Source organism: Allobosea sp. P4_H5, from assembly GCF_056400825.1.
The window spans coordinates 383,375-404,231 of sequence record NZ_JBFUKM010000001.1 but is presented as its reverse complement, the minus strand read 5'-3'; the positions used below and the strand labels follow the sequence as shown (position 1 = coordinate 404,231).

General features: G+C 66.0%; 19 protein-coding genes. 6 read left to right on the top strand and 13 right to left on the bottom strand.

What is annotated here, in order from left to right; translation table 11 throughout:
* Positions 1–161 precede the first annotated feature (161 nt).
* Both AC1DS0_RS01940 and AC1DS0_RS01935 read right to left on the bottom strand, forming a co-directional pair.
* The gene (locus AC1DS0_RS01940) at positions 162–1,697 is read right to left on the bottom strand and encodes a type VI secretion system protein TssA (protein WP_476812704.1); all 1,536 of its coding nucleotides are present in this window, start codon (positions 1,695–1,697) and stop codon (positions 162–164) included.
* Positions 1,698–1,742: 45 nt separating this feature from the next.
* Positions 1,743–2,288: an OmpA family protein gene (locus AC1DS0_RS01935; protein ID WP_476812703.1), complete on the bottom strand. Its 546-nt coding sequence runs from the start codon at positions 2,286–2,288 to the stop codon at positions 1,743–1,745.
* Positions 2,289–2,404: 116 nt separating this feature from the next.
* Between AC1DS0_RS01935 and AC1DS0_RS01930 the strand changes: the two genes are divergently transcribed.
* The 3 genes from AC1DS0_RS01930 to tagH are packed head-to-tail and all read left to right on the top strand — an operon-like array spanning position 2,405 to position 6,275.
* Positions 2,405–4,267 (top strand): type VI secretion system Vgr family protein, encoded by a 1,863-nt coding sequence (locus AC1DS0_RS01930; RefSeq protein ID WP_476812702.1) that lies wholly within the window; start codon positions 2,405–2,407, stop codon positions 4,265–4,267.
* 7 nt (positions 4,268–4,274) lie between these two features.
* Positions 4,275–4,832 carry a DUF6931 family protein gene (locus AC1DS0_RS01925; protein ID WP_476812701.1) on the top strand — a complete coding sequence of 186 codons (558 nt, stop codon included), beginning with the start codon at positions 4,275–4,277 and terminating at the stop codon, positions 4,830–4,832.
* A 60-nt stretch (positions 4,833–4,892) separates the two neighbouring features.
* A complete protein-coding gene (tagH, locus tag AC1DS0_RS01920) occupies positions 4,893–6,275 on the top strand; it encodes a type VI secretion system-associated FHA domain protein TagH (RefSeq protein ID WP_476812700.1) in 1,383 nt (460 codons plus the stop codon).
* Positions 6,276–6,284: 9 nt separating this feature from the next.
* Here the strand turns inward: tagH and AC1DS0_RS01915 are convergent, their stop codons facing one another.
* The 6 genes from AC1DS0_RS01915 to AC1DS0_RS01890 all read right to left on the bottom strand — a co-directional run bounded on the left by AC1DS0_RS01915 (position 6,285) and on the right by AC1DS0_RS01890 (position 12,681).
* On the bottom strand, positions 6,285–6,974 hold the full coding sequence (locus AC1DS0_RS01915; RefSeq protein WP_476812699.1) for an ABC transporter ATP-binding protein: 690 nt from the start codon (positions 6,972–6,974) through the stop codon (positions 6,285–6,287).
* A 10-nt stretch (positions 6,975–6,984) separates the two neighbouring features.
* On the bottom strand, positions 6,985–8,277 hold the full coding sequence (locus tag AC1DS0_RS01910; protein WP_476812698.1) for a lipoprotein-releasing ABC transporter permease subunit: 1,293 nt from the start codon (positions 8,275–8,277) through the stop codon (positions 6,985–6,987).
* A gap of 16 nt (positions 8,278–8,293) precedes the next feature.
* Entirely contained in the window at positions 8,294–9,637 is a 1,344-nt protein-coding gene (gene proS, locus AC1DS0_RS01905; RefSeq protein ID WP_476812697.1) for a proline--tRNA ligase, read from the bottom strand.
* Between the two features lie 139 nt (positions 9,638–9,776).
* On the bottom strand, positions 9,777–10,277 hold the full coding sequence (gene coaD, locus AC1DS0_RS01900; RefSeq protein ID WP_476813074.1) for a pantetheine-phosphate adenylyltransferase: 501 nt from the start codon (positions 10,275–10,277) through the stop codon (positions 9,777–9,779).
* Between the two features lie 41 nt (positions 10,278–10,318).
* Positions 10,319–12,457 carry a methyl-accepting chemotaxis protein gene (locus AC1DS0_RS01895; protein WP_476812696.1) on the bottom strand — a complete coding sequence of 713 codons (2,139 nt, stop codon included), beginning with the start codon at positions 12,455–12,457 and terminating at the stop codon, positions 10,319–10,321.
* A 92-nt stretch (positions 12,458–12,549) separates the two neighbouring features.
* Positions 12,550–12,681: a hypothetical protein gene (locus AC1DS0_RS01890; protein ID WP_476812695.1), complete on the bottom strand. Its 132-nt coding sequence runs from the start codon at positions 12,679–12,681 to the stop codon at positions 12,550–12,552.
* Positions 12,682–12,870: 189 nt separating this feature from the next.
* On the opposite strand from AC1DS0_RS01890, the gene AC1DS0_RS01885 reads away from it, so the two are divergent.
* Complete coding sequence (locus tag AC1DS0_RS01885) at positions 12,871–14,736, top strand: ABC-F family ATP-binding cassette domain-containing protein (RefSeq protein ID WP_476813073.1); 1,866 nt, start codon at positions 12,871–12,873, stop codon at positions 14,734–14,736.
* A 7-nt stretch (positions 14,737–14,743) separates the two neighbouring features.
* Here the strand turns inward: AC1DS0_RS01885 and AC1DS0_RS01880 are convergent, their stop codons facing one another.
* From AC1DS0_RS01880 to AC1DS0_RS01860, 5 genes are all read right to left on the bottom strand, one after another.
* The gene (locus AC1DS0_RS01880) at positions 14,744–15,163 is read right to left on the bottom strand and encodes a DUF2314 domain-containing protein (RefSeq protein ID WP_476812694.1); all 420 of its coding nucleotides are present in this window, start codon (positions 15,161–15,163) and stop codon (positions 14,744–14,746) included.
* Between the two features lie 280 nt (positions 15,164–15,443).
* A complete protein-coding gene (locus AC1DS0_RS01875; RefSeq protein WP_476812693.1) occupies positions 15,444–15,914 on the bottom strand; it encodes a nuclear transport factor 2 family protein in 471 nt (156 codons plus the stop codon).
* An 82-nt stretch (positions 15,915–15,996) separates the two neighbouring features.
* A complete protein-coding gene (locus AC1DS0_RS01870) occupies positions 15,997–16,407 on the bottom strand; it encodes a hypothetical protein (RefSeq protein ID WP_476812692.1) in 411 nt (136 codons plus the stop codon).
* The gene (locus AC1DS0_RS01865) at positions 16,404–16,856 is read right to left on the bottom strand and encodes a DNA polymerase III subunit chi (RefSeq protein WP_476812691.1); all 453 of its coding nucleotides are present in this window, start codon (positions 16,854–16,856) and stop codon (positions 16,404–16,406) included. The genes AC1DS0_RS01870 and AC1DS0_RS01865 overlap by 4 nt, the downstream gene beginning before the upstream one ends.
* Before the next feature lie 47 nt (positions 16,857–16,903).
* Positions 16,904–18,397: a leucyl aminopeptidase gene (locus tag AC1DS0_RS01860; protein WP_476812690.1), complete on the bottom strand. Its 1,494-nt coding sequence runs from the start codon at positions 18,395–18,397 to the stop codon at positions 16,904–16,906.
* A 177-nt stretch (positions 18,398–18,574) separates the two neighbouring features.
* Between AC1DS0_RS01860 and lptF the strand changes: the two genes are divergently transcribed.
* Positions 18,575–19,765 (top strand): LPS export ABC transporter permease LptF, encoded by a 1,191-nt coding sequence (lptF, locus tag AC1DS0_RS01855; RefSeq protein WP_476812689.1) that lies wholly within the window; start codon positions 18,575–18,577, stop codon positions 19,763–19,765.
* On the top strand, positions 19,765–20,850 hold the full coding sequence (gene lptG / locus AC1DS0_RS01850; protein WP_152014612.1) for an LPS export ABC transporter permease LptG: 1,086 nt from the start codon (positions 19,765–19,767) through the stop codon (positions 20,848–20,850). The genes lptF and lptG overlap by 1 nt, the downstream gene beginning before the upstream one ends.
* Positions 20,851–20,857 lie beyond the last annotated feature (7 nt).

Genomic DNA, 20,857 nt, shown 5'->3' with positions numbered 1-20,857 from the left:
TCGCTATACCATACACACTTGCCGACCGCTTGACAGTTCTCGTCGAACTGCTCGCATCGGCTGCATGAGGTGATTCAGCCAGCTCAGCTTTGCAGGTGGATGACGTTATCGCATCCACCGAACGAATGAGGCGCGGCGCTCCACGAAGGGACCGTCGCGGCCTATTCGCCGCTGCTCTGCCTTATGCCGACTTCAGGGAGGATATCGCTCAGGAGCGAGAGAAAATCTTGCTGTGCCAGCGCGCAGGCCTTGTCCATCAATAAGGGAACCGGATTGGACGGCTCGGCGTGACGATAGAAGCCGGCGACGGCCTTCATCCGGGCGATCGCTTCGGCCCGGCTCGCGATGGTGATCGCAGGCACAGATGCGGCCGCCGCGGAAGCGCTCGCTCTGGATTCGGTCTCGGCCCGCGGCTGCTCGCTCTCAGCCTCCTCGTCGGCGCCCTGCTCCCCTTCGTCGTCGGTTTCCTCGTCAGCTCCGTCCCCGGCGTCCGTCTCCTCGGCATCCGACGAGTTTTCCTCGTCGTCGTAGGACGAGCTCTCTTCGTCGCCATCGGAGGCGTAGCCGTCGTCATCACCGCTATCGTCGCCATAGCCGCTGCCAGAACCGTCGCCACCGAGGCGTTCCAGCGGCAGCTGGTATTTCGTGTCGTCGCCGATCTCGAGCATCGCCTTGTCGACGTGCTCCGGGAACATGATCTGGATGACCTCGATCAGCGACTTGCCGATCAGGCGCTGCGCCTGCCCGATCAACAGCACGGCCGGGCTGGACGGCTCGACCCGGCGGAAATAGCCGAGACAGCCGGCGAGCGCGGCCTGGGCCTCGTCGACGGAGGTGCAGACGCCGGCCGGAAGCGCCGCAGCCGCGATCGGCCCAGCAGCCGCAACACCGCCGCCGGCAGCAGGCGCGTCGGCGACGGCAACACCCTGCCCGCCCGGCGCTTTCCGTTCGATCGCGGCCTCGAGAAAGACGATGATCTGCCCGACCAGGGCGGCCAGCCGCGGGAAGGTCACCGCCTGGTCGGCGCCGAGCCGTTCGCTCCAGATCGCACGCAACCGGGATTGGGCGTCCCGGATCGCGCTGACATGGCCGAGCATAGACGTCAGGTCGGAAAGCTCCGCCTCCTTCAGCGCCGCATTGATCCCGCCGGCGTCCGGGTGCTGCTCATCCTCGCCGGGGCGCAGCTCGCCCGAGGCGACGAGCTGGCTGCGGAACATCACCTGTCCCAGCCGCTTGCTAAGGAACAGCGGCGCATGCTGCAGCGGCAAGGCGACGGTGGCGTTCTCGTCGAGCCCCTGCAGCGCGACCTCGCGCATGATGAAGTCGCCGTCCTCGGCCCGAGGATAGACCTCCTCCCAATAATCGCCGAGATAGCTCACGATCAGCCCGAGGCTCGCGGCGAAACCGGCAATGTCGCGATTGAGCAGACAAAGCTTGCCCGCCAGGACGAAGCCACGCAGGTCACGGCTCTGCTTCAGCACCTTGCCGAGATCGCCGAAGGCTACGGGAAAATCGATCGTGCTGCGATCGAACGGAATCTGCCGCCCTTCGTCGTCGCGGCGGAAATAGGAGGTCGGCAGCGCCACTTCGAGGCGCGCCATGACGTTCATGACGTCGGGATCGGCATCCGGATCGGGACCGCAGGGGTCGTCGGCCGAAATCGGCTTCGCCAGATCAGCGAAATTGAGCGCGGCCATGCCCCCTCACGGTCGATCGAGATTATCGGGCCGGCCGCCTGGCCGTCACTCCACCTGCAGCCGCGTCTCGACCCGGCGATTATCGGCCGAGAACTTGTCGGAAACGACGGGCTTGCTCTGGCCAAGACCGCGCGGCACGAGCTTGGCGGTATCGACGCCACGCTCGCTGAGATAGCGCACGACCGCCTTGGCCCGCCGCTCCGACAGACTCAGATTGTAGTCCGCGGTGCCGCTGGCGTCGGTGTGCCCCTCGACCAGGAAGCTGCTCGCCGAAAGCTGCGGGTCCTTCAGCGCCTTGGCGAACTCGTCGAGATTCACCCGCGCCTCGGACTCGAGCACGTCGGAATTGTATTTGAACTTGACGACGAGATCGAAGGCGGTCGGCGGTTTCACGACGTGGCCGGCCTTGTTGCATTCGGCCTCTGTGCCGACGCACAGACCGCGCGAGACGCCGAGATTCGGCTTCGCGGCTCCGAAGTGCTTGACGATATCATCCGACTTGTAGGCTTGCGCCTGCGCAAAAAGCGGCGACAGGACGCAGAAGCCTGCGGCAAGAGCGGCACTAACCATGACAAGGGCCTGCTTGCGCACGGTCTTCCTCCCGTTTAGGTTCGCTGAGGCGGTTGAAGACTGACGGCGCGAATTATGCCTCGCAGCGTTTGCTGCGTCAATAGTCGTCTCTTGTCGCAAGCCACGAGGTTTGGTTGATGCCCGCCGCTCCAGGACAATCGAAAAGACTTGCCTCCTTTACGACACCGGCGGGTCAAGATGTCTTCTCACTTCTCAAGTTTGAGGCGCGCGAAGCTCTCAGCGAATTGTTTGTCTATCAAATCGAGGCTGTGAGTACTGCTCGAGGCGACGATCTTCAAAATTTAATTGGCGAGAAATGTCATATCAAAATGACGCTGAAGAACGGTGAAGACCGGATCTTCAACGGCGTGCTGGTCGAGGCGCAGTGGCTCGGTCGGGAGAAGGATCTGGACCACTACCGCTTCGTGCTGCGGCCCTGGCTCTGGCTGCTCTCGCAGCGCTCCGATTGCCGCATCTTCAAGAACAAGACGGCGCTCGACATCATCAAGACGATCTTCGGGAAAGAGGACAAGGCGAGCTTCGAGGATCGCGTCAGCGAGCCGCCGCCGGAGATCGACTATTGCGTGCAGTATCGCGAGTCCGATCTCGACTTCGTCCTGCGCCTGATGGAGAAATACGGCATCTACTACTATTTCAAGCACACGGAGGGGGACCACAAGCTGGTCCTCTCGGATGCGCGCAACTCGCATGATGCGGTGACTGCCGCGGCCGAGCCGAGCTTCACCGGAGCCGGCGCCGCCTACCCCTTCATGCCGACGGACGGGGCCCAGAGGCGCCGGATCGAGCATCTGACGCAATGGTCGGCGCAGCGGCGGCTGCGGACCGGCAAGATCGAGATCAAGGACTATGATTTCGAGAAATCAACCTCGGACCTGACGGCGCGCGCCGAGGACGGCTTCCCGCGCACCAAGTCCTACGAGGCTTTCGACTATCCCGGCGCCTATCTCGACCGCGGCAAGGGCGAGAAGCTCGCCCGTATCCAGGTCCAGGCCGAGCAGGCGCAGGACGAGCGGCGCCTCGCAGTCGGCGATGCGCCAAGCCTCAATCCTGGGACGTTGATGACGCTGGCCGATCACCCGGTCGGCTCGGAGAACGCCGAGTTCCTGGTGGTGCGGGCGACGCACAGCTACGGCGTGCAGAGCTATCGCTCCTCCAAGCGCACCGACCAGGCGATCTATCACGGCTCCTACGAGCTCCAGAAAGCCACCAAGCGCTTCCGCGCCCCGCTGCTGACGCCCTCCCCACTCCATATCGGCCCCGACACCGCCAAGGTGGTCGGCGAGAAGAACAAGGGTGAGGAAGGTGACATCGACGTCGACAAATACGGCCGCATCTGGCTGCGCTTCCACTGGGATCGCGAGAAGGAGTCGACCTCCTGCCGCGTGCGCGTGGCGCAGGCCTGGTCGGGCAAGAACTGGGGCGGCCAGATCATCCCGCGCATCGGCCAGGAGGTCGTCGTCTCCTATATCGGCGGCGATCCTGACCGGCCGATCATCACCGGCGCCGTGGTCAACGACCAGCACATGCCGCCCTACGACCTGCCGGCCAACAAGACCCAGTCCGGCCTGAAATCGGAATCGACCGATGGCGGCGGCAAGTCGGGCAAGTTCAACGAGATCAAGTTCGAGGACCTGGCCGGCAAGGAGATCTTCTCCATGCAGGCCGAGCGCGACCACAAGACCGAGGTCTTCAACCTCGAGACCCGCGACGTCGGCAAGAAATTCGAGGGTGGTCCAACCGACTTCGCCCGCACGACCCAGATCCTGAGCGGCAGCGACAAGCTGCACGTCAAGCAGGGCAAGCGCTATGTCGAGGCTGCGCTCGAGATCAAATTGGTCTGCGGCCAGAGCGAGATCACGATGACGCCGACCAACATCACCATCTCCTCGCCGACGATCACGGTGCAGAGCACGGCCAAGACCGAGATCAACGGCGGCGGTGCGACCATCATCACCGGCGGCGTCGTCAAGATCAACTGAGGCCGCGATGTCGAAACTTCGGTTCAGCACGGCGCAGGAGGTCTTCGAAACCTTCCCCGCCGCGCGCGAGATCATCCAGACCGCGCCGACCACCGAGCCGCCGCTGAGCTTCCTGCGCAAGCTCGTTGCGGCGGGCGATCACAAGGACGCGATCGGCTTCTGCGCTTTCCTGATGCCCCGCCGCGAGACGGTCTGGTGGGCCCTACAGAGCGTCCAGCGCATGCAGCCGCCCGGAGCCCCGGCCGATCCCGGCCTGAAGGCAGCCGAAACCTGGGTGCGCGACCCGACCGACGAGACGCGCCGTGCTGCCCTGGCGCTCGGCGAAAGCGGCCATCACGCCAGCCTCGGCACCTGGGTCGCGCTCGCGGCCGGCTATTCCGGCGGCAGCATGGTGGCGAGCCATGCCGTACCCGCACCACCGGACTTGACCGCGCAGACGGCGCGGATCGCGGTATTAACCGCACTCGGACGGGTATCCGAGCCAGAGCGCGATGCCGCATTGCGAAATTGCGTCGAAGCATGCATTCGTCTGATCGATGACGAAAGCGGTAGGACGAGAGCATAGCATGGCCCCGGCGCCGATGCGGCAGCCGGTGTCGGGCTATGACGAGGCGGGCGGCCCGACATGGCGCTGACGCTGACGATCGAGAACCAGGCTTCGCTGCCGGATGGCGGCCCGCTCAGCGTGACGCTGAGCGGCGGGCGCGGGTTGGATATCGGCCGCGACCAGCATCTCGACTGGTGCCTGCCGGATCCGAGCCGTGCCATCTCCGGGCGCCATTGCGAAGTCCGCTTCAACGACAACGCCTACTGGCTGCGCGACATCTCGACCAACGGCACCTTCGTCAATGGCGGTGCCTACCGGGTGCAGTCACCCTATCGGTTGCAGCATGGCGACCGGCTCGAGATCGGCCAATACATCATAGCGGTCGCGATCGACGAGGCCGAGCGCGGAGCGCCCGGCCCGGCAGAGCGGGCGCCGATGCCGCCGCCGCCCGGCGAATCGCTATGGGATTCGAACGGCGACGAGGCGCCGCCGATCGCCCGCCGTGACCTGATTCCGCCGCAGAAATACCAGCCCGTGCACGCCCCGTTCATCGACTGGGCCGCCGATATCCCGACTCCGTCGGAATCGGCGCAGGTCTATGTTGCGCCGCCGGCTCCGCCACCTCAACCGTCACGGCCGGACGATCTTGCCTGGGCGCCATACCAGGCGCCGCCGGTGCCCGAGCCCGAGCCGATCGCCCCGATCCCGACGCCGCGCCGCCCCCCCTCGGCCGCGCCCGCCGGCAATCCCTGGGACGAGGCGCCGGCCGGGCCGCCAGCACGCCCGAGCTTCGACGCGCCTTACGAACCGCCGCCCCGGCCCATGGCGCCGCCGCCACCTCCCCCGCCGCCCACGGGCGCCCCGGCGGGTGGCCCGTCGATCTCGGCGGCCGAGTTCATCGCCCGCTTCGCCCGCGGAGCCGGCCTGCCGGCCGAGGAACTGTCCTGGCAGGATCCCGGCGCCTTCGCCGAGCAGACCGGCGCGCTGATGCGCCTGATCGCCATCGAGCTGAAGGCGCTGCTGGCGGCGCGGGCCGAGAGCAAGCGTATCGCGCGCAGCTCCAACCAGACGATGATCCAGGCGCAGGACAATAACCCGCTGAAGTTCTCGCCGACGATCGAGGATGCGCTGAAGCTGATCTTCGGCCGGCCGACGAGCGGCTACCTCAACGCGCAGAAGGCGTTCGAGGAGAGCTTCAGGGACCTCAAGGTCCACCAGATCAAGACCTATTCGGCGATGCAGCACGCGCTGCGCATGCTGGTCGAGGACCTCGATCCGCAGGCGGTCGCCGAGGGGCTCGACGCCGGGCGCGGGCTCGATGGCCTGCTCTCCTCGCGCAAGGGCAAGCTCTGGGACGCCTATGTCGCGCGCTGGGAAGCGAAGACCGCTCCTTACGAGGACGGGCTGGTCGACGCCTTCATGCTCTATTTCGCCGAGTGCTACGACCGCGGCGGGGGCTGAGCCAAAATCTCAGCCCAGCGGCACGACCATTCCGTCGCGGATCGTGACCTGGCGGTCCATGCGGGAGGCGAGGTCGAGATTATGCGTCGCGATCAGCGCCGCCAGGCCCGAAGCGCGCGCCAGCGCCACCAGCGTGTTGAAGACGTGCAGTGACGTGTGCGGGTCGAGATTGCCGGTCGGCTCGTCGGCCAGCAGCACGCGCGGCGCATTGGCGACGGCGCGGCCGATGGCGACGCGCTGCTGCTCGCCGCCCGACAATTCGCCCGGCAGATGATCGAGCCGATCGCCTAGACCAAGGAAGCTCAGCAGCTCGGTCGCGCGCGATGCAGCCTCGGCCTTGCCGAGGCCGCGAATGCGCTGCGGCAGGACGACATTCTCCAGCGCGGTGAACTCCGGCAGGAGATGGTGGAACTGATAGACGAAGCCGATCTCGGTGCGCCGCAGCCGGGTCAGGCCCTTGTCGTCGAGCTGCGAGGTCGGCACGCCGCCGATGAAGACCTCGCCGCTATCGGGGCTCTCCAGCAGGCCGGCGACATGGAGCAGGGTCGACTTGCCGGTGCCGCTCGGGGCGACGAGTGCCACGAGCTCACCCGGCCAGATCGCGAAATCGGCCTTGCGCAGGATCTCGAGCGGACCGTCGGACTGGGGATAGTAGCGCTCGATCTGGGAGAGGAAGAGCGCCGGCGTCTCGGTTGCCATTGTCGCGTCCTCAACCCATCCGCAGGGCTTTGACGGGGTCGAGCCGCGCCGCCTTCCAGGCCGGATAGAGCGTCGCCAGCAGCGACAGGACGAGCGTCATCACCACGACGGTGGCAACCTCGCGCCAGTCGATCACCGAGGGAATATCGCTCAGGAAGCGCACGGTCGGATCCCAGGGATTGATACCCAACAGCTTGCTCAAGCCCTTGTTGATGGTCTGGATGTTCTTGGCGAAGAGGAGACCGAGGACGAACCCAGCGAACGTGCCAACCACGCCGATCGCTGCGCCTGTGATCAGGAAGACCCGCAGCACCGTGCCGCGCGAGGCGCCCATGGTGCGCATGATCGCGATGTCCTCCGTCTTGTCCTTCACCAGCATGATCAGGCCGGAGACGATGTTCAGCGTCGCGACCAGCACGATCAGGGTCAGGATAATGAACATGACATTGCGCTCGACCTCGAGCGCATTGAAGAAGGTGCGATTGCGCTGGCGCCAGTCGGACAGCACGAGCGGCCGCGGCGGATCGGCCTCGATCCGGTCACGCACTGCCTGCGTCTGATCGGGATTGTCGATGAAGATCTCGATGACGTTCACGTCGCCGTCGCGGTTGAAATAGGCCTGGCTCTCGGCGAGCGGCATGAAGACGAAGGAGGCGTCGAACTCCGACATGCCGATCTCGAAGATCGCCGTGACCGGATAGGCCTTGATCCGTGGCGCCGTGCCGAACGGCGTCGAAGCGCCGCGCGGAGTGACGATGGTGATGGTGTCGCCGACCTGCAGGCCGAGCGAGCCCGCGAGCCGCCGGCCGATCGCGACGCCGTTGGCCGCAGCAAATCCGTCGAGCGTGCCCTGGCGGACATTGCCCGCGATGAAGGGGATCGACTTGATGTCGTCCTCCGAGATGCCGCGCACCAGGACGCCGCCATTGCCGACCTGCGAGGAGGCCAGCGCCTGTCCCTCGACCAGCGGGATCGCGAGCTTGATGCCCTGCACCTGGCGCAGCTTGGCCGCGACCTGCTCGTAATCGTCGAGCGGCCGGTCGATCGGGGTCGCGAAGATGTGGCCGTTGACGCCGACAATCTTCTCCAGCAGCTCCTTGCGGAAGCCATTCATCACCGACATCACGATGATCAGCGTCGCGACGCCGAGCAGGATGCCGAGAAAGGAGAAGCCAGCGATGACCGAGACGAAGCCCTCGCGCCGGCGCGTGCGCAGATAGCGGCCGGCGAGCAGCCATTCGAAGCCGGCGAAGGCTTTCGTGCCGGTCGGCACGCTCTCCCGAGCCTCGGCGACGGCGCTCATGACCGCCCTCCTCCGCTCACGCGTTCGTCTCCGCACTTTTGCCCGGGAAACGCGCCAGCGCCGCCTCGAGCGAGACCAGCTCGCGCTCGCCGCCGGCGCGACGCTTGATCTCGACCTTGCCCTCGGCCAGCCCCTTCGGACCGACGATGATCTGCCAGGGGATGCCGATCAGGTCGGCAGTGGCGAACTTGCCGCCCGGGCGCTCGTCGCGGTCGTCGTAGACCATGTCGTAGCCTTTCGCGGCGAGCCCTTTGTAGAGCTGCTCGCAGGCGCCGTCGGTCGCGGCATCACCTGTCTTGAGGTTGAGCACGGCGATGTCGAAGGGCGCGATCTCGTCGGGCCAGACGATGCCGCCCTCGTCATGACCGGCTTCGATCAGCGCGGCGACGAGACGGCTCGGGCCGATGCCGTAGGAACCACCATGCAGCAGCACTTGCTGGCCGTCCGGACCGGTGACACTCGCTCCCATCGGCTCGGAGTACTTGGTGCCGAAATAGAAGATATGACCGACTTCGATACCGCGCGCCGAGACGCGCTTGTCCTCAGGCATCGCCTCGAAGGCGGCCTTGTCATGCATCTCCTCGGTGGCGGCGTAGAGGCTCGTCCACTTGTCGAAGATGCCCTGCAGGCCGGACACGCTGTCGAAATCGGTGTCCGCGGCCGGCGTGTCGAAGGTCAGGTAGTCGCTGTGGCAGAAGACCTCGCTCTCGCCGGTCGATGCGAGCACGATGAATTCGTGGCTGAGATCGCCGCCGATCGGGCCGGTGTCGGCACGCATCGGGATCGCCTTCAGGCCGAGCCGGGTGAAGGTTCGCAGATAGGCGGTGAACATGCGGTTGTAGGCGTGCCGGGCCGATTCCTTGTCGAGATCGAAGGAATAGGCGTCCTTCATCAGGAACTCGCGGCCGCGCATCACACCGAAGCGCGGGCGGACCTCGTCCCGGAACTTCCACTGGATGTGGTAGAGGTTGAGCGGCAGATCCTTGTAAGACTTGACGTAGGAGCGGACGATCTCGGTGACCATCTCCTCATTGGTCGGGCCGTAGAGCATGTCGCGGTCGTGCCGGTCCTTGATCCGCAGCATCTCCTTGCCATAGGCGTCGTAGCGCCCGCTCTCGCGCCAGAGATCGGCCGATTGGATGGTCGGCATCAGGATCTCGACGGCGCCGGCGCGATTCTGCTCCTCGCGGACCACCGCGCTGATCTTGTTGAGCACGCGCAGGCCGAGCGGCAGCCACGAGTAGATCCCGGCAGACTGCTGACGGATCATGCCGGCGCGCAACATCAGCCGGTGCGAGACGATCTCCGCCTCCTTGGGCGTATCGCGCAGGATCGGCAGGAAGTAGCGGGACAGGCGCATGGAACACTCGTCGAAGGGGCGATGCACCGAGCGCGCACCGATTCAGATTAGTCCAGAGACACCATCGGCGTTTGCAAATTGCAAACGCTAATGCAGATCGCATTCAGCGAAAAATGCAGATCGCATTGTCCGGAGGGCGTCAGCGCTTGGCGAACTTCGCCTTCAACCTGTCGCTGACAACGGGCGGAACGAAGGCGGAAACATCGCCGCCCATCGCGGCGATCTGGCGCACCAAAGTTGCGGTGATGTGACGCGCCTGCGGCGTCGAGGGCAGCAGCACGGTCTGCAGCTCGGGCGCCATGGTGTGGTTCATGCCGGCGAGCTGCATTTCGAGGTCGAGGTCGGTGCCGTCGCGCAGGCCACGCACCAGGATGGTCGCGCCGGCGCGCTTGGCCGCGTCGATGGTCAGGTCGGCGAAGGTCGTGACCTCGAGCTGCGTCTTGAACTGCGCTGCGACCGGGCCGGCGATGGCGCGCAGCAGCTCCGCCCGCTCCTCGGCGGAGAAGATCGGCGTCTTGCCGGGGTGGACGCCGATGGCGAGGACCAGCTTGTCGACCAGCCGGCAGGCGGCCTCGATCATATCGAGATGGCCGTTGGTGACGGGGTCGAACGACCCGGCGTAGAAGGCGGTGTGGCTCATGCCCTGAGCGTTAGCCAACGCAGGCTCCCGCGACAAGCCATTCAGGCCACGCGCAGTTCGCCGATGACATGGTCGACACGCGCATTCAGCGCCTGGGCCAGCCCGGTCAGTTCGCTCGCCGCCTTCAGCACCGCGTCCGACGCGCCCGCGGTGTTGCGCGAGGCGAGTGCGACCTGGCTGGTGGCCTGGCCGATCAGCACGATCTCCTGAGTCGCGGCGAGGACGTCGGCAGCGATGGCGTGGGCTGCCTCGTGCTGGCGCCGCATGGTCTGGCTGGTGCGGCGCGTCGCCTCGTTCAGCTCCTGCACCAGCGCGCGGATGCCGGTGATGCCCTCGACTGTCGCGGCGGTCGCCTGGTTCATCGCCTCGATCTGGCGGGCGATGTCCTGCGTCGCAGTGGCGGTCTGTGTCGCCAGCGACTTCACCTCGTTGGCGACGACGGCAAAGCCCTTGCCGGCCTCGCCAGCGCGGGCCGCCTCGATCGTGGCGTTGAGCGCAAGCAGATTCGTCTGGCCGGCGATGGCCGAGATCAGCCCGACCACCTCCGAGACCCGCGCCGCGCCGTTGGAGAGGCCATCGACGATACGGCTGACCGAATCCGCATGCTCGCGCGCCTGGCCGGCGGTCGCATCCGAGGAGCGCACCTCGGCGGCGAGCGCGTCGACGGCGCCGAGCAAATCCTGCGCCGCGCGCTCGATCGACTTAACGCTGCGGATGGCATTGCCGGTCGCCCCGTCTGTATCGGCGGCGCCGGCCTGGGTCTCGCGCGCGCCTTCAGCAAGCTGATGTGCTGTCGTGCCAAGGGTCTCCGCTGAGACAGAGACGGAGGCCGAGACGGTCCTGACCGACTCCTCGAGTTCGCCTGCCAGCTCGTTCAGCAAGGCGCGGCGGTGCTGCTCGGCGTCGGCAAGGCGGATCCCCTGCTCGGCCTCCCGTCGCTGCGCCTCGCCGCGCAAGGTCTCGCGGATCATGTCGATCGACTTGGCGATGCCGCCGATCTCGTCGCGGYGTCCGGCTCCGGGAATGCCCTCCTCGGTCCGGCCCGCGGCAACGCCCGCCAGCCTGTCGGACAACCGTGCGATCGGGCGAGCCACCGACCAGCCGAGCAGGATCGCAATGCCGAACAAGGGCAGCAGCACCAGCAAACCGGCAGAGACGACGGCGCTACGGATCGTGCCGACGACGGCAAAGGCGTTCGCCTCCGGCTCGGTCAGCCAGAGCAGCCAGCGCCAATCGCCAATGACAACCTCCTGCCCACTGGCGACAAGCGAGCGGCCGTCATGGCTGGTCATGCGGATGAGCGCATGCTCCGGCTGCCCGGCCAGTCGACTGCGATCGAGTGTTTCGCGCGGTGAGGCGCTATTGCGCCGGGCAGCCGGATTGGAGCGCATGAAGCCGTCGGAACCAATGACGAAGATCCGCTCGGCCCCGGAACCGGCCGGGTTGAAGGCGAGGACGTCGTCGATCAGGCGCGTGTCGACGGCTATGACGATCGTCCCGACCTGTTCGCCCGTCCCAGCTTCGGCATCGTAGAAGGGCGCCGCCAGAAAGGCGCGCGGATCGCCGCCGACCGGGTCATAGGGTGCGAAGTCGAGCACCACCTGCTCGCCGGCCGCCTTGCCGCGCGCTAGCGCCACCGATCTTGCCAGCCCGGTGCCGGCGAGATCCTCGTCGCTCAGCAGGCGACCGAACTCTGGGCCCTTGGTGACGCTATAGACCACCCTGCCCTTGCGCGAGACCAGGTAGATATCGGCGTAGTTGAATTGCTTGAGAGCCGCCGAATAGGTCTCGTGGACCGGCACATGCCGCCAGGAATAGCCGTGCTGGTGCTCGCGGCCGGTGCGGGCGACGCGCTCGGCCAGCGAGAGCGAACCGTCACCCTGATAATAGCCGATGATGCTGCGGTAATCGTGCGGGCCGAGCTCCAGCCATTTGCCGATCTCGTCGAGCGCCGAGACGGTGAAGGCGCTGCGGGCCTGGACGGCGAGTTCGGCGCGCAGTTGCGACCAGCGCCGCTCGATGGCGCGGACATGGCTTTCGGCCAGCGCGTGCATGCGCTCGCGCACGGCACCCTGCGCCCAGTTCGAGACGGCGAGATAGGCGGACGAGCCCACTGCCAATGCGGCGAGCAGGGCCAGGGCGAGCATGGCAACCGGAAGCCTGATCCTGAGACTGAACACGAATCAGGTCTCCGCCCGACATCGACTGTACGAGAACAGCCAACACGAGCGCAGTTAACGTTGCTTGAAGCGCCTAACGCGCCGCAACGGCCTTACAAGACGCCTGGCAGCGGCGCGAAGGCGGCGAGCGCGGTGGCGCCGCCAAGAACTACGGTGAACAGCGCGATGGCGACGGCTGCTAGCGACACCCGGCGCGGCCGCCGGACCAGAGAGTCGAACTGCATGGATCCTCGATACGAATCAGTGCGTTACCCAGTCCATGCGTGTCGCGAGCGCCCGGCCATGCCGTGGCGGAAAAGTGGAGAAACCATGGCATGCCTCTGCGGCAGCCATGCTCTTGCCTGCCGCGCTGACAATTTCCTGTCGTCATGCCGTTTCCAGCGGGGTCGAAAGCGCGCTACACCCCGCTCGCCATGCTGACCCTCAATGACATCACCTATCGCCTCGGCGAGCGCCTGTTGCTCGACAAGGCCAGCGCCTTCCTGCCCACCGGCTCGCGCGTCGGCCTCGTCGGCCGCAACGGCACCGGCAAGACGACGCTGTTCCGCATCATCACCGGCGATCTTTCTCCGGAAGGCGGCAACGTCGCCCTGCCAAAGGGCATGCGCATCGGCGGGGTGGCGCAGGAGGCCCCAGGCGGGCCCGAAACGCTGATCGAGGTCGTGCTGGCTGCCGACATCGAGCGTGCGGCGCTGATGAAGGAAGCGCAGAGCGCGACCGACCCGATGCGGATCGCCGAGATCGAGACGCGACTCGCCGATATCGGCGCCCATTCCGCTCCGGCGCGGGCCGCGACCGTGTTGTACGGGCTCGGTTTCGACGAGGAGGCGCAGCAGCGCCCCTGCTCCGATTTCTCCGGCGGCTGGCGCATGCGCGTCGCACTTGCCGCCGTGCTGTTCTCCGAGCCCGACCTGCTGCTGCTCGACGAGCCGACCAACTATCTCGATCTCGAAGGCACGCTCTGGCTCTACGACTATCTCGAGCGCTATCCGCATACGGTGCTGGTCGTCAGCCACGATCGCGAATTGCTCGACACCTGCGTCGATCACATCCTGCATCTCGATCAGGGCAAGCTCACCATCTACCGCGGCGGCTACAGCGATTTCGAGAAGCTCCGGGCCGAGAAGCAGGCGCATCTCGCCAAGGCACGCGAGAAGCAGGAGGCCGAGCGCAAGCACCTGCAATCCTTCGTCGATCGCTTCAAGGCCAAGGCGTCGAAGGCCAGCCAGGCCCAGTCGCGCGTCAAGCGGCTGGAGAAGATGCAGGAGATCGCGGTCGTCCAGGATCGCGACGTCCAGCCGTTCAGCTTCCCGGCGCCCGAGCGGCCGCTTTCGCCGCCGATGATCGTGCTGGAGAGCGCCAGCGCCGGCTATGGCGAGCGCAAGGTGCTGCAGCGGCTCAATCTGAGCCTGGCGCCGGACGACCGCATCGCGCTGCTCGGCTCCAACGGCAACGGCAAATCGACCTTCTGCAAGCTGATCGGCGGGCGGCTCGCGCCGCTTTCGGGCGAGATGCGGCGCTCCTCGAAGCTGCAGACGGCCTATTTCGCCCAGCACCAGCTCGACGAGTTGCGGATGGAGGACACCCCGGTCGGCCATATCCGCGAGCTGATGCCGGATGCGCCGGAAGCGCGCGTCCGGGCGCGCACCGCGCAGATCGGTTTTCCCGCCAACAAGGCAGACACGCCGGTGAAGAACCTCTCCGGCGGCGAAAAGGCCCGGTTGATGCTCGGCATCGCCACCTTCGGCGGCCCGCATTTGCTCATCCTCGACGAGCCGACCAACCATCTCGACATCGACAGCCGCACCGCCCTCGTCAACGCGATCAACGACTATCCCGGCGCCGTGATCCTGGTCAGCCACGATCGCTTCCTGATCGAGGCCTGCGCCGACCGGCTCTGGCTGGTCGGGGACGGCACGGTGAAGAGCTTCGACGGCGACATGGACGATTATCGCGACTTCGTGCTCGGCCGCGACAAGCCGGCCCAGCGCGGCAAGTCCGATGCCGAAGCCGCAGGCAAGGCCGAGGAGCGCAAGGGCGCGGCGGCAAAGCGCCAGGCGCAGGGACCGCTCAGGCAGAAGCTCAACCTCGCTGAAGCGCGCATCGCCAAGCTGACCGGGCTGATCGAAAAGGTCGACGGCGCGCTCGCCAACGGCGCTTTTGCGCGCGAGCCGGAAAAGGCACTGCTGCTGTCGCGTCAGCGCCGCGAGCTGACAGAGGCGCTGGCTGCGGCCGAAGAGGAATGGCTGACGCTGAGCGAGGAACTGGAGAGCGCGTGAGGCGCTCTCAGGGCAGCGGCGCGAGCTTGAGGCCGAGTTCCCTGACCTGCGTCGGGGTGAGCTTCTTGATCGCGACGCGGGTCGTGTAGCTGCCGTACATCTGGCCGCCCGACATATAGTTCCAGTCGCTGACCATCGCGCTGCCGACCCGGTAGCCGTCGCCCCGGTTCAGCTTGTCGAGATGGACGGGATCGTTCGCGATCTTGCCGATGAAGACGTCGCCTTCAACGGCCGTCAGGTTCATCCAGATATGTTCGCGCCCTCGGTCATAGGGGATCGCGACCTTAACGGCATGACGCTCGCCCTTGCCGCTGCGATAGAGCGCGACAAAGTCCGGCAACGTCTTGCGTGCCTGCTCGATTGCGCGGTTCATCTCGCGGTCGGAGGAGCGGAAATCGACAACCTGAGCCGCTGCGGGCAAGGCCATGAGCGCAGCGCCCAAAAGCCCAAGGCCACCGAATACCACCCACCTCTGCCGTTGAAGCTGCATCTCGACACTCCCGTCTCTGCGCGATCGCCCGTTCCGATCACCTCATCAACGAGCCAATCGATCGAACGGTTGCCTTGGTCGCATCAGAGGCGGATTCCTCGCGCGATGAACGCGTGTCAGCCCTGCTGCTCGGGCTGACCGACGCGCTCACCGCGGCCGAAGAAATGTTGAGCGATAAGTTGGCGGCGCCTGAGCGCTCTCCAGCTTCATCAATCGGTCACTTGGCGGGCTTCAGCGCCGAATCCCAATGCTCGACGATCTTGCCGTCTTTGACGCGGAAGAGGTCGAACCAATAGCTGTCATAGGTCTTGGTCGCGTCGGCCGGTTCGGGGCGCGGGCGGCGCATCATCAGCTGGACGAGATCACCTTCAGCCAGAACGGCCGCGAACTGCGTCTCGACCACGCTCCCGGCCAGCTTCGGAGCCGGCCACAGCTTCGAAAAATAGTCGGTGAACCCCTTCAACCCGCTCGCGACGTTGGGATTGTGCTGGATGTAGCCCTCGGACAAATAGCCCTTGGCCTTGGTCCAGTCCTGCGCATCGAAGACGTTGCGCCAGAAGGCGAGCACGAGCGCCTTGTTCGCCGCCGTATCCGCAGTTGCAGCCGGCTGGGCGGCGACGGGCGTGACGAATGCGACCGCAAGCGCCATGACGGCGATGCGGCTCCAGCGGGCGAGCGATACGAGCATTGGCGATCCATCCTTGCGCATGCGGCAGATCAGATCGCTTAGCGGAGCCCGGACGAACCGAGCGTTCACAAGCTGGCGAGCGTCAGCCCTGCTGCTCGGGCTGGCCCGGCTTGACGATCCGGCTCAGGCGGTTGTCGGTGAACATGTAGATCTCGCGATTGGCCGGCTCGGAATAGAGCACCTGCACCTCGCGCTGACCCCGGCCATTGTCGCCAATCAGGACGTCGGTCGGCCGCTTGTTCTTCAGCCTGACGAGCTCGCACTCGGTGATGCCGATCGCGATCTCCTTCGGCAGCGGGCGCGTCGATGGATCGAGCGAGACATCGGCGCTGCATTCGCCCTCCGGCGTCAGCATCGCCTCCTGCGTCGAGACGCGGGCAGAGGCGCTGCTGGTGCGGGTGCCGCGCTCGTTGGAAACGAAGGAAAACCCGCCCATGTCGACGGAACAGCCGGCAAGCGCAGCCGCCAAGGCCAGGGCAACAAGAACTTTCACGCTTTCTTCTCCCAGCGGCCGGTCTCGTCCTGCTGCCAATAGGTGGCGGCGATGCCGAGCGTCCGCAGCTTTTTCCAATCTTCACGCGCCGAGGCGAGCGCATCGGGATCGTCGCCATCGAACATCAGGATGACGCGCTCGTAAGAGTCCAATGCGTCGGGAATGCGAACACCGTCAACGCAGAAGCGCACCTGCGCGCCGTTCGGATTGTCGGAGTTCGCGGTGAGCACGATCGGGTTCGCGGCGGCGTCCGGCTCGGCGGCCGTCACATGCGGCAAGAAGGATTCGTCCGCATAGGTCCAGAGCCGGTCGTCGAGCCCGGCCAGACGCTCGCGGCTCGACAATTCGACGACTGCCTTCCAGCCACGGGCGAGCGAACGCTCGAGCAGGGTCGGAAGGACCTGCTCGAGCGGGCGTCCCAGCAGATGATAGAACAGGACCTCGGCCATAAGGTAAGCCAGTTCAATGCCTTGTATGATTCGGCTGATGAGCCGAATCAGCTCTCGTAGTGATCCGCCACCAGCCGGTCGAGCAGGCGCACGCCCCAGCCCGAGCCCCAGGAGCGGTTGGTCTCGCTGTTCGGCGAGCCCATGCCGGTGCCGGCAATGTCGAGATGCGCCCAGGGCGTGTCGTTGACATGGCGCTGCAGGAACTGCGCCGCCGTGATCGAACCGCCATGGCGGCCGGCCGAGTTCTTCATGTCGGCGAACTTGGAATCGATCATCTTGTCGTAAGCCGCCGAGAGAGGCATGCGCCAGACGGTTTCGCCGGTCGCCTTGCCGGCGGCGAAGAGCCGCTCCGACAATTCGTCATTATTGGAGAACAGGCCGGCATTCTCTTGCGCCAGCGCGACCAGAATCGCGCCGGTCAATGTCGCCAGGTTGACCATGAAGACCGGCTTGAAGCGCTCCTGCGTGTACCAGAGCACGTCGGCCAGGACGAGCCGACCCTCGGCATCGGTGTTGATGATCTCGATGGTCTGCCCGGAGAGCGAGGTGACGATGTCGCCAGGCCGCTGGGCCTTGCCGTCTGGCATGTTCTCGACCAGGCCGATCACGCCGACGGCGTTGACCTTGGCCTTGCGGGCGGCGAGCGCCTGCATCAACCCGGTGACGCAGGCGGCGCCGGCCATGTCGCCCTTCATGTCCTCCATACCGCCGGCCGGCTTGATCGAGATGCCGCCGGTGTCGAAGGTCACGCCCTTGCCGACGAAGGCGACGGGCTTGTCGCCCTTGTCACCGCCGTTCCAGCGCATCACCACGACGCGGCTCTCGCGATGCGAGCCCTGGCCGACGCCGAGCAGCGCCCGCATGCCGATCTTCTTCAATTCCTTCTCGTCGAGAATCTCGACCTCGACGCCGAGCTTGTCGAGCTTGCCTGCGCGTTCGGCGAACTCCTCGGGGAAAAGCACGTTCGGCGGCTCGTTCACGAGATCGCGAGCGAGCTCGACGCCGCCGGCGATCGCCTCGCGCGCCTTCAGCGCCTTCTTGACCGCGGCGGGGTCCTGCGCGCGGAGCGTCACCGTTTTCGGCTCGTTTTGGTCCTTGTCGCGGCTCTTGGTCTTGTAGCGGTCGAAGGCATAGCTTCTGAGGCGAAGGCCGAGCCCGATCTCGGCGATATCGGCGGCGGCAAGCTCGCCCTCGGGCAGCGCGGCGATGATGTCGACGCTGCGGCCATGGCCGAGACGGCCGGCGATGGCGCCGCCGAGCGCGGCGAAATCGAGCTTGTCGCGCTCCGATTCCGGCCCGGTTCCGACCAGGATCAGACGCTCATAGCCTGCGTCTTCCGGCGCAAGCAGCGTCAGCCCGGACAGCGCCTTGCCCTTGAAGCGTTCCGCGGCAGCGGCACGCGCGATCAGGGCATGGGCGCCCGAGCCGATCCAATCCTCGGCCACTTTCGGCGGCGCCAGCCTGTCCGAGACGAGGATGACCAGATCCTCCCCGGCAATGGCGTTCAGGGCTTTGACCTCAAGCTTCAGGCGCTGCGACATCGACGGCTCACGGGTTGCGGGAAAAAGACTTGCGGGGCGCCGACCCCGGAAGGCCAGCAAAGGCCACAAACGATTCCCGTTTGCGCCATGATCGAAGCTATACCATAGGGAGTTCGAGGCGAGCCGTCCAAGGGGAGCGCCTTCTTCAAGGATGCAGGCCCCGGGATCGTCACCCTCGTGCGTTTTGGACTTCTCGACCGCTACATCCTGAAGATCGCCGCCGGCGCGGCGGTGATTCTGCTCGTCGGCCTGACCAGCGTCATCTGGGTGACGCAGGCGCTGCGTGAGGTCGACCTGATCACTGGCAAGGGCCAGACGATCCTGATCTTCTTCACGGTCACGCTGCTGTCGCTGCCGGCGCTGATCGCCGGCATCGCCCCGGTCGCGCTGTTCATGGCGACGCTCTACACGCTCAACAAGCTCAACAGCGATTCCGAGCTGATCGTGATGAACGCGGCCGGCGTCGCGCCACACCGGCTGACGCGCCCCTTCTTCGCGCTGACATTGATCACCGCCGCGCTGGTGGGCTGGATGTCGCTGGTGGTGATGCCCGCCGGCTTCCGGGCGCTGCGCGACCTGATCACGCTGATCCGCGCCGACTTCGTCGCCAACGTGATCAAGGAAGGCCAGTTCGTCTCGCTCGATTCCGGCGTCACCTTCCATTACCGCGAAAAGCAGGGGCAGGCGCTGCTCGGCATCTTCATGCAGGACCGGCGCGATCCCAACCAGCCAGCCGTCTACATCGCCGAGCGCGGCCAGTCGGCCGAGGCTGACGGCAACAGCTTCCTGATGCTGGAGAAAGGCACGATCCAGCGCGAGAGCCGCAACCAGAATTCGAGCTCGATCATCTCGTTCGAGCGTTACGCGCTGAATCTGTCGGCGCTGACCGGCGATTCCGACGGGGCCGGTGGCGAGGACGGCGCCAAGGTGATCTACAAGCCGCGTGAACGGACGACCTGGGCGCTGCTCACACAGGACAAGAACGAGCCCTACTACAAGATCCAGGAAGGGCGTTTCCGGGCCGAACTGCACAATCGCCTATCGGCGCCACTCTACCCGATCGCCTTCATGCTGGTTGCTTTCGCCATCCTCGGCGAGGCCCGCACGACCCGGCAAGGGCGCGCCGCCGCGATCCAGATCGCCATCTTCTTGGTCGGCGCGATCAGGATCGGCGCCTATGCCGCCTGGACCGCCAGCGTGCGCTCCCCCGTCGCCGCCGTCCTGCTCTACGTCCTGCCGCTGGGTACGATCCTGCTGGCGGCCCTTGCGATCGGCTTCGGTTCGCGGACGCGTGTCTTCATCGACAAGCTGACGGAGCCGCTGATCGCGCCCTTCCTCGCCCTCGCGGCCCGTTTCCGGCGCGCCTGATGCTACTGTTCAAGACCTTCGGCCGCTATCTGACGCAGCGTTTCCTGCGCGCGATCCTGAGCGTGTTCGGCACCTTCTTCTTCCTGATCGCGACGCTCGACTTCGTCGAGCTGATGCGCCGCGCCGGCGATTCCCCGACCGCGACGACGCCCAGCATCATCCAGCTCGCGCTCTACCGCGCGCCCTCCGTCGCCGAACAGATCTTCCCGTTTGCGGTGCTGTTCGGGGGGATGTTCGCCCTGCTCAACCTCAGCCGAAAGCTCGAACTGGTGGTCGCCCGCTCGGTCGGCATCTCCGCCTGGCAGTTCCTGCAGCCGGCCGCGCTGGTCGCCGGCTTGGTCGGACTGGTCTCGGTCGGCATCTACAATCCGATCGCAGCCGAACTGAAACAGCGCGCCACCGTGCTCGAAGTCTCGCTCTTCGCCAAAACCGGGCAGGTCGTCGGCAAGGAAATCTGGATTCGCCAGCGCAGCGTCGACGGCCAGGCGATCATCCGGGCGGCCGCAGCGCTGGATGGAGGCGTCGGGCTCGCCCAGGTCGCCTTCTTTGCCTTCTCGCCCGATGGCGGCTTCAGAGAGCGCATCGAGGCGAAGCAGGCCGTGCTCTATCGCGGCTATTGGGAATTGTCGGAGGCACGTGTCACCTCGGCCACGGAAGAGCCACAGACGTACTCGACATACCTCGTTGCGACGACGCTGGAGCCCGACCAGGTGCGACAAAGTTTCACCCCGCCTGACTCGGTCGGGTTCTGGTCGATGCCGGCCGTGCTCGATCGAACCCAGAAGGCTGGGCTGGATACGACGCGCTACGAGCTGCGTTACGAATCGCTCAAGGCACGGCCGCTGCTGCTGATCGCCATGATCCTGGTAGCGGCATCCGTTTCCTTAAGATTTTTCCGGTTTGGTGGTGTGACCAGATTGGTGGTAGGTGGCGTCGCTGCGGGGTTCGTGCTCTATGTCGCGACACAGTTGTCTGAGGAGCTGGGCTCATCGGGGATCGTCAACGCCTCGGTGGCCGCTTGGCTGCCCGCGACCGTGGGCACGCTGCTCGGCGCGCTTGCGCTCCTCCATCAGGAAGATGGCTGAGAATACG

Bases quoted from the DNA above. Each gene is read 5' to 3' on its own strand.
- AC1DS0_RS01940 (WP_476812704.1), bottom strand. From the start codon at position 1,697: ATGGCCGCGCTCAATTTCGCTGATCTGGCGAAGCCGATTTCGGCCGAC.
- AC1DS0_RS01930 (WP_476812702.1), top strand. From the start codon at position 2,405: ATGCCCGCCGCTCCAGGACAATCGAAAAGACTTGCCTCCTTTACGACA.
- AC1DS0_RS01925 (WP_476812701.1), top strand. From the start codon at position 4,275: ATGTCGAAACTTCGGTTCAGCACGGCGCAGGAGGTCTTCGAAACCTTC.
- tagH (WP_476812700.1), top strand. From the start codon at position 4,893: ATGGCGCTGACGCTGACGATCGAGAACCAGGCTTCGCTGCCGGATGGC.
- AC1DS0_RS01915 (WP_476812699.1), bottom strand. From the start codon at position 6,974: ATGGCAACCGAGACGCCGGCGCTCTTCCTCTCCCAGATCGAGCGCTAC.
- AC1DS0_RS01910 (WP_476812698.1), bottom strand. From the start codon at position 8,277: ATGAGCGCCGTCGCCGAGGCTCGGGAGAGCGTGCCGACCGGCACGAAA.
- proS (WP_476812697.1), bottom strand. From the start codon at position 9,637: ATGCGCCTGTCCCGCTACTTCCTGCCGATCCTGCGCGATACGCCCAAG.
- coaD (WP_476813074.1), bottom strand. From the start codon at position 10,277: ATGAGCCACACCGCCTTCTACGCCGGGTCGTTCGACCCCGTCACCAAC.
- AC1DS0_RS01890 (WP_476812695.1), bottom strand. From the start codon at position 12,681: ATGCAGTTCGACTCTCTGGTCCGGCGGCCGCGCCGGGTGTCGCTAGCA.
- AC1DS0_RS01885 (WP_476813073.1), top strand. From the start codon at position 12,871: ATGCTGACCCTCAATGACATCACCTATCGCCTCGGCGAGCGCCTGTTG.
- AC1DS0_RS01880 (WP_476812694.1), bottom strand. From the start codon at position 15,163: ATGGCCTTGCCCGCAGCGGCTCAGGTTGTCGATTTCCGCTCCTCCGAC.
- AC1DS0_RS01875 (WP_476812693.1), bottom strand. From the start codon at position 15,914: ATGCTCGTATCGCTCGCCCGCTGGAGCCGCATCGCCGTCATGGCGCTT.
- AC1DS0_RS01865 (WP_476812691.1), bottom strand. From the start codon at position 16,856: ATGGCCGAGGTCCTGTTCTATCATCTGCTGGGACGCCCGCTCGAGCAG.
- AC1DS0_RS01860 (WP_476812690.1), bottom strand. From the start codon at position 18,397: ATGTCGCAGCGCCTGAAGCTTGAGGTCAAAGCCCTGAACGCCATTGCC.
- lptG (WP_152014612.1), top strand. From the start codon at position 19,765: ATGCTACTGTTCAAGACCTTCGGCCGCTATCTGACGCAGCGTTTCCTG.